This window comes from Micromonospora sp. NPDC048843, assembly GCF_040649965.1.
GTDB classification, from domain to species: domain Bacteria; phylum Actinomycetota; class Actinomycetes; order Mycobacteriales; family Micromonosporaceae; genus Micromonospora; species Micromonospora hortensis.
Map to the genome: position 1 here is coordinate 1 of NZ_JBEZGJ010000300.1, position 5,380 is coordinate 5,380.

The following is a 5,380-nucleotide window of genomic DNA, read 5'->3' on the forward strand; positions in this document are numbered from 1 at the left end:
ATCAAGAGGTTTGCGTCACCCGGGGACCGGGACCTGACGCGAACCTCTTGATCACCGAGGCGAACAGGGGTTTTAGGCTGCGGCGAGGATGCGGGCCCGGACGGGAGGGCCGGCGCGCGCCGCGGCGGACGGGTCAGTTGTTCGGGTCGTCGGCGCTGATATCGGCCAGGACCGACTGCGGTTCGCGCTCGACCGCGAGGTCACCCATCGACACCAGGCCGATCAGGCGCCCGTCGTCGATCACCGGAAGTCGGCGTACGGCGTACGTCCGCATCAGGTCCGCGGCGGCCACGGCGTCGTCGTACTGACTCACCGTGATCACGTCGCGAGTGGTGATCTGGCTCAACCGGGTCGAGCCCGGGTCCATGTTCTCCGCGACACCTCGGACCGTGATGTCCCGGTCCGTGACGATGCCGACCACACTGTCGCCGTCAGTCACCACCACATCGCCGATCGCGCTGTCACGCATCTCCTGCGCGGCTGCGATGAGCGTGTCGTTGCCGTCCATCGTCACCAACCGGGTCGTCATGAACTCTCCGACCGTTGTCATGGTGCTCCCCTCTCGGTGTCGGCACGGCCGTCTACCCGCCGCCCGGGAGGGGGTAACGCCGACGGCCCCGGCCTATCGACGCGGGTGCCGCAGGCGTCGCAGTTCGTAGAGGCCACTGCTGGTCAGGCTGTAGAACGCCGGCAGCAGCAGGAAGATCACCAGCGCGAACAGCGGACTGGCCAGGAATCCGACCAGGATCGCCAGCGCGTACCCCAGGAGGCCGACAGCGGCCCGAGCCCGTTCGGCCGGGAAGAACCCGAGCGGCACCGTGTGGTCCAGCAGATCGTGATGCCGGGCGAGGTAGTGGTACAGCCCCAGCCAGCTCACCGAGACCAGCACGCCGACCAGGCCGTAGACGACCACGCCGGTCCGCTGGTCGGCCTGGTCGCCGTCCCGCATTGCCTGCGAGACGACCGAGGTGGCGAACGGCAGCAGCGCGGTGCTGAACAGGACTCCGAGGTTGTACCACTGGAGCGCCTTTCCGCTGTTCACCACCCGGTTGAACGCGGCTCGGTGGTTCAGCCAGCCGACCGCCACGTACACGTACGACGTGACATAGGCGAGGTACGCCGGCCACTGCTCGATCAGCGCGTGCAGAAGCTGACCCCGGCCGACCCGAGGCGGCTGGAGATCGAGCACCAGCAGCGTGATGATGATGGCGAAGACCCCGTCGCTGAACGACAGCAACCGGGAGGTTTCGCGCCGCAGGGTCGGGCCCGCGGGGCCGGTCTCGTCGCTGCTCGTACCGGCGCTCATCGCCCACCCCCTCCCCGACGTCCCGCAATGGCGCAGCAGGGCGGTATACCCGTCGACGGGCGGGACACCCGCGCGCGGGGGCTCCGCTGCCTACGGTGGGCGGATGATGACGGGCGAGGATGAGTTGCGGGAACTGGTCGCCGGCAGCGCCTGGCTGACCCGAGCGCTGCTTGTGGTGCGCGACTCTGGGCTGCCGGACGCCTGGATCGGCGCGGGCGCACTGCGCGACCTGGTCTGGGGCGAGCGGTACGGCGACGGGTTCGATCCGGCGCGGGTCCGCGACGTCGACGTGGTCTTCTTCGACCCGGCGAGGCTGAGCCGCGTCGACGACGACCGGGCCACCGCCCGGCTGGCGGAGATGTGGCCGCAGCCGCCGTGGCAGGCGCGCAACCAGGCGGCGGTGCACACCTGGTACGCGGCCAAGTTCGGCGGCGACCCGATCGAGCCGTACCGAAGCGTGGCCGAGGCCGTCGCCACCTGGCCGGAGTACGCGACAGCGGTGGCCGTCCGCTTGGACCCGGCCGGCGGGCTCAGGGTCTGCGCCCCGTACGGCCTGACGGATCTGCTGGTCGGGGTGTGGCGGCACAACCCGGCCCGGGTGGACGTGGCCGGGTCGCGGCAGCGGTTGGCCCGGCACCGGCCGGCGCAGCGTTGGCCCGGCGTGACAGTTATCGAGCCGGGCTGATCGACTGTGGGCGGGTCAGCCTCGGGGCGGCATGCCGTAGAGCCGCTCGACGTGCAGGCGTAGCACGATCCGTCCCTCGTCGACCATGGCTTGGCGGTACTCGTCCCAGTCGGGGTGTTCGCCGCTCAGCCCCCGGTAGAGCGCCACCAACTCCTCGACAGTCTCGTCGCCGAGTTGAGTGGCCGGCGGGGTCAGTTCGGCGCGACCCTCGACCACCGCGTACGCCCAGCCGTCCTCGCTGCTGACGTGGAAGCTGGCACGCGGGTCGCGGCGCAGGTTGGCGGTCTTGGCGCGGCCGTCGGTGACCGAGACCCGGATCAGGCCCGCGTCCCGGTCGAAGGAGTAGAGCACCGTGGACAGCTGCGGACGCCCGTCCCGCTTGATGGTGGCGAGCACGCCCATCGAGCGGCCGGCCACCAGATCGGTCAACGCCTGCTGGGTGCGGTCATCCGGCATGGTGTCCTCCAGGTTGGACGATCGTCTCCGACCCATCCAAGCACGACCTGCCGGCCGCCGCGGGCGACCACCCGAACGGCGGGGCGACCACCCGCAACGGCATACCGAGCCCTCGCCGACGGACGGCGAGGGCTCGGTGTTTCGGCGACCGTGCCGGTCAGCGGCGCTCTGCGGCGACCAACTCGGCGAGTTGCACAGCGTTAAGCGCTGCGCCCTTGCGCAGGTTGTCGTTGGAGCAGAACAGCGCCAGCCCGTACTCGACGGTCTCGTCGGCGCGGATCCGGCCCACGTAGGTCGGGTCCTGACCAGCGGCCTGCAACGGGGTCGGGACGTCGGTCAGTGCCACCCCGGGCGCGTCGGCCAGCAGTTCGTGGGCGCGCTGCGGGGTGAGCGGCCGGGCGAACCGGGCGTTGATCTGGAGCGAGTGCCCGGTGAAGACCGGCACCCGGACGCAGGTGCCGGAGACCAACAGGTCGGGGATCTCCAGGATCTTGCGGCTCTCGTTGCGGAGCTTCTGCTCCTCGTCCGTCTCGAAGGAGCCGTCGTCGACTATCGAACCGGCGAGCGGGAGGACGTTGAAGGCGATCGGCTGGGTGAACGAGCGGGGCGCGGGGAACTCGACTGCCGACCCGTCGAAGGCCAGCCCGGCGGCGTGCTCAGCCACCTTGCGGACCTGCTCGTCCAGCTCGGCCACGCCGGCCAGCCCAGCGCCGGAGACCGCCTGGTAGGTGGAGACGACCAGGCCGACCAGGCCGGCCTCGGCGTGCAACGGACGCAGCACCGGCATCGCGGCCATCGTGGTGCAGTTCGGGTTGGCGATGATGCCCTTGGGCCGGTCCAGTGCGGCGTGCGGGTTGACCTCGGCGACCACCAGCGGCACCTGCGGGTCCATCCGGAACGCCGACGAGTTGTCGATCACCACGGCGCCAGCCTCGGCGACCCGGGGCGCCAGCTCGCGGGCGGTGCCCTTACCGGCCGAGAAGAGCACGATGTCCAGCTCGGAATAGTCGGCGGTCGCGGCGTCCTCGACTGTCACCTCGCCGTCGCGCCACGGCAGCGTACGCCCGGCGGACCGCGCCGAGGCGAACAACCGCACCTGCTCCGCTGGGAACTCCCGCTCCGCCAGCACCTGCCGCATCACGCCACCGACCTGGCCGGTGGCCCCCACAATGCCGATCCTCATGCCCGCGAGGCTACCGACCCCACCCCCGAAACCGGGAGCCCTTTCCCACCCCCCGGGTCCCACCTCACACCCCGCCCTACAGCTGTCGATCAAGAGATTTGCGTCAACAACCGTGCTCCAGATGACGCAAACCTCTTGATCAACGGCGATGTCGGTGGGATCAGGGGAGGAGGTCTCCTAGGGCTGTGGCCTCCAGGTCGTCGCGGATCACTGCGGCGTCGCCCTCGATGACCAGGGTGAGAGCCTCCGGGTGCAGGTGGGTGGCTGCCGCCGCGGAGACCTGGTCCACGTCGGCGGAGAGCAGCGACTCACGCAACCGCGCGTGGTAGTCGTCCGGCAGGTCGTGCACCACCAGGGTGGTCAGCGCGGACGCGATCGCCCGAGGGCTCTGCAACTCGACCGAGAGCTGCCCGGCCCGCCAGGAACGGGCCACCTCCAGCTCGTCCTCGGTCACCCCGGTGGCCTGAGTACGGGTGATCTCGCCCACCGCCTCGACCAGAGCCGGCGCGGTGACAGCCGTCTGCACGCCGGAACTGACAGCGAACCGACCGAACCGCCGCGACGCGGCGAAGTCGCCCCGGATGCCGTAGGTGTAGCCGTGCACCTCCCGCAGCAGGTGGTTGAGTCGGGAGGTGAACGCCCCGCCGAGCACAGTGCCGGCGAGCGTCATCGGCACGTAATCGGGGTGCGCCCGGTGTGGTGACGGGTGGCCCAGCCGCAGCGTGGACTGCACCGAGCCGGGCCGGTCCACCACAATGATCCGCCGACCGCTGTGCAGCGGCACCTCGATCGGACCGCCCCGCTCGGTGGGGCCACCACCGGTGCCGGCGAACGCCGCCGCGGCCAGCGCGTCCAGGTCGATCCGGTCCAGGTCACCGGCGACGATCAGGGTGCCGGGGCGCAGGAACCACTCCGAGTGGAAAACCGTGACGTCCTCCACGTCCAACCCGGCGACAGACTCCGGGTCGCCGTGCATCGGCCGTCCCCAGCGGTTCTGCGCGCCGAACAGATCAGCGCGCAGCGCGGCATCGGCGCGCGGGCCGGGGTTGGCCCAGTCCATCCGGAGCGCGGTCGCCTCGTCGTCGCGGACCCGGCGGACGTCGACGGGGTCGAGCCTGGGCGTCCGGACCGCCTCGGCGAGCAGTTCCACTGCGGCGCTCAGCCGGTCCACCGGGATCACCACGCTGGCCTGGAACGAGTCCCAGTCCAGACCGGTCGACAGAGCGGTGCCGAGCCCTTCGACGGCGAGCGCGTACGCGGCGGCGTCCCGCTGCGCGGTCCCCTCCTCCAGCGCCTTGGCCAGTACGCCGGACAGACCCTCCTTGCCGACCGGCTCCTGGCCCGCGCCCACGTCGAGCAGCAGCAGGGCCACTGCGAGGTTCTGCCCCGGCAGGTGCGCGGCGACTACCTGACCACCGGCCACGGCGCGGCGGACCACCGGCGGGAACCGGTACGGGCGGGCGGCGCCCGGGCCGGGACGGTCGGCGATCAGCGTCATGAGGTCTCCTCGGGCAGGTAGGTCAGGGTCACCCGGTCGGTGGCGAGCACGTCGGCGGCGGCCTCGGCGACCTGCTCGGCGGTGACCGCGAGCAGGGCCGGCAACTGCTCGGCGATGCGGGCCGGGTCGCCGAACTGCGTGGTGTAGCGGCCGAGCAGGTCCGCGCGGCCGTCGACTGTGGACAGCTGGCGCCACCACCCGGTGCTGAGCAACGCCTTGGCCCGATCCAGCTCGGCGGCGGTGACCGGCACT

Annotated in this window: 6 protein-coding genes and 1 pseudogene; 1 reads left to right on the forward strand and 6 read right to left on the reverse strand. The window is 71.4% G+C overall.

What is annotated here, in order from left to right:
- Positions 1-133: 133 nt before the first annotated feature.
- The gene (locus tag AB0C20_RS35015; RefSeq protein WP_091405600.1) at positions 134-550 is read right to left on the reverse strand and encodes a CBS domain-containing protein; all 417 of its coding nucleotides are present in this window, start codon (positions 548-550) and stop codon (positions 134-136) included.
- A 72-nt stretch (positions 551-622) separates the two neighbouring features.
- On the reverse strand, positions 623-1,306 hold the full coding sequence (locus tag AB0C20_RS35020; RefSeq protein ID WP_357185066.1) for a TMEM175 family protein: 684 nt from the start codon (positions 1,304-1,306) through the stop codon (positions 623-625).
- A gap of 106 nt (positions 1,307-1,412) precedes the next feature.
- Here AB0C20_RS35020 and AB0C20_RS35025 point away from each other — a divergent pair, with 106 nt between their 5' ends.
- Positions 1,413-1,991, forward strand: a complete 579-nt coding sequence (locus AB0C20_RS35025; protein ID WP_357185064.1) for a nucleotidyltransferase family protein — start codon at positions 1,413-1,415, stop codon at positions 1,989-1,991.
- Between the two features lie 15 nt (positions 1,992-2,006).
- Here the strand turns inward: AB0C20_RS35025 and AB0C20_RS35030 are convergent, their stop codons facing one another.
- The 4 genes and pseudogenes from AB0C20_RS35030 to AB0C20_RS35045 all read right to left on the reverse strand — a co-directional run.
- Positions 2,007-2,447: a PPOX class F420-dependent oxidoreductase gene (locus tag AB0C20_RS35030; RefSeq protein WP_030488140.1), complete on the reverse strand. Its 441-nt coding sequence runs from the start codon at positions 2,445-2,447 to the stop codon at positions 2,007-2,009.
- A gap of 157 nt (positions 2,448-2,604) precedes the next feature.
- Positions 2,605-3,630, reverse strand: a complete 1,026-nt coding sequence (locus AB0C20_RS35035; RefSeq protein WP_196919411.1) for an aspartate-semialdehyde dehydrogenase — start codon at positions 3,628-3,630, stop codon at positions 2,605-2,607.
- Positions 3,631-3,790: 160 nt separating this feature from the next.
- Complete coding sequence (locus AB0C20_RS35040; protein WP_357185060.1) at positions 3,791-5,128, reverse strand: pitrilysin family protein; 1,338 nt, start codon at positions 5,126-5,128, stop codon at positions 3,791-3,793.
- Positions 5,125-5,380: pseudogene (locus AB0C20_RS35045) on the reverse strand (insulinase family protein); the annotation flags it as partial. The gene AB0C20_RS35040 and the pseudogene AB0C20_RS35045, both read right to left, overlap by 4 nt.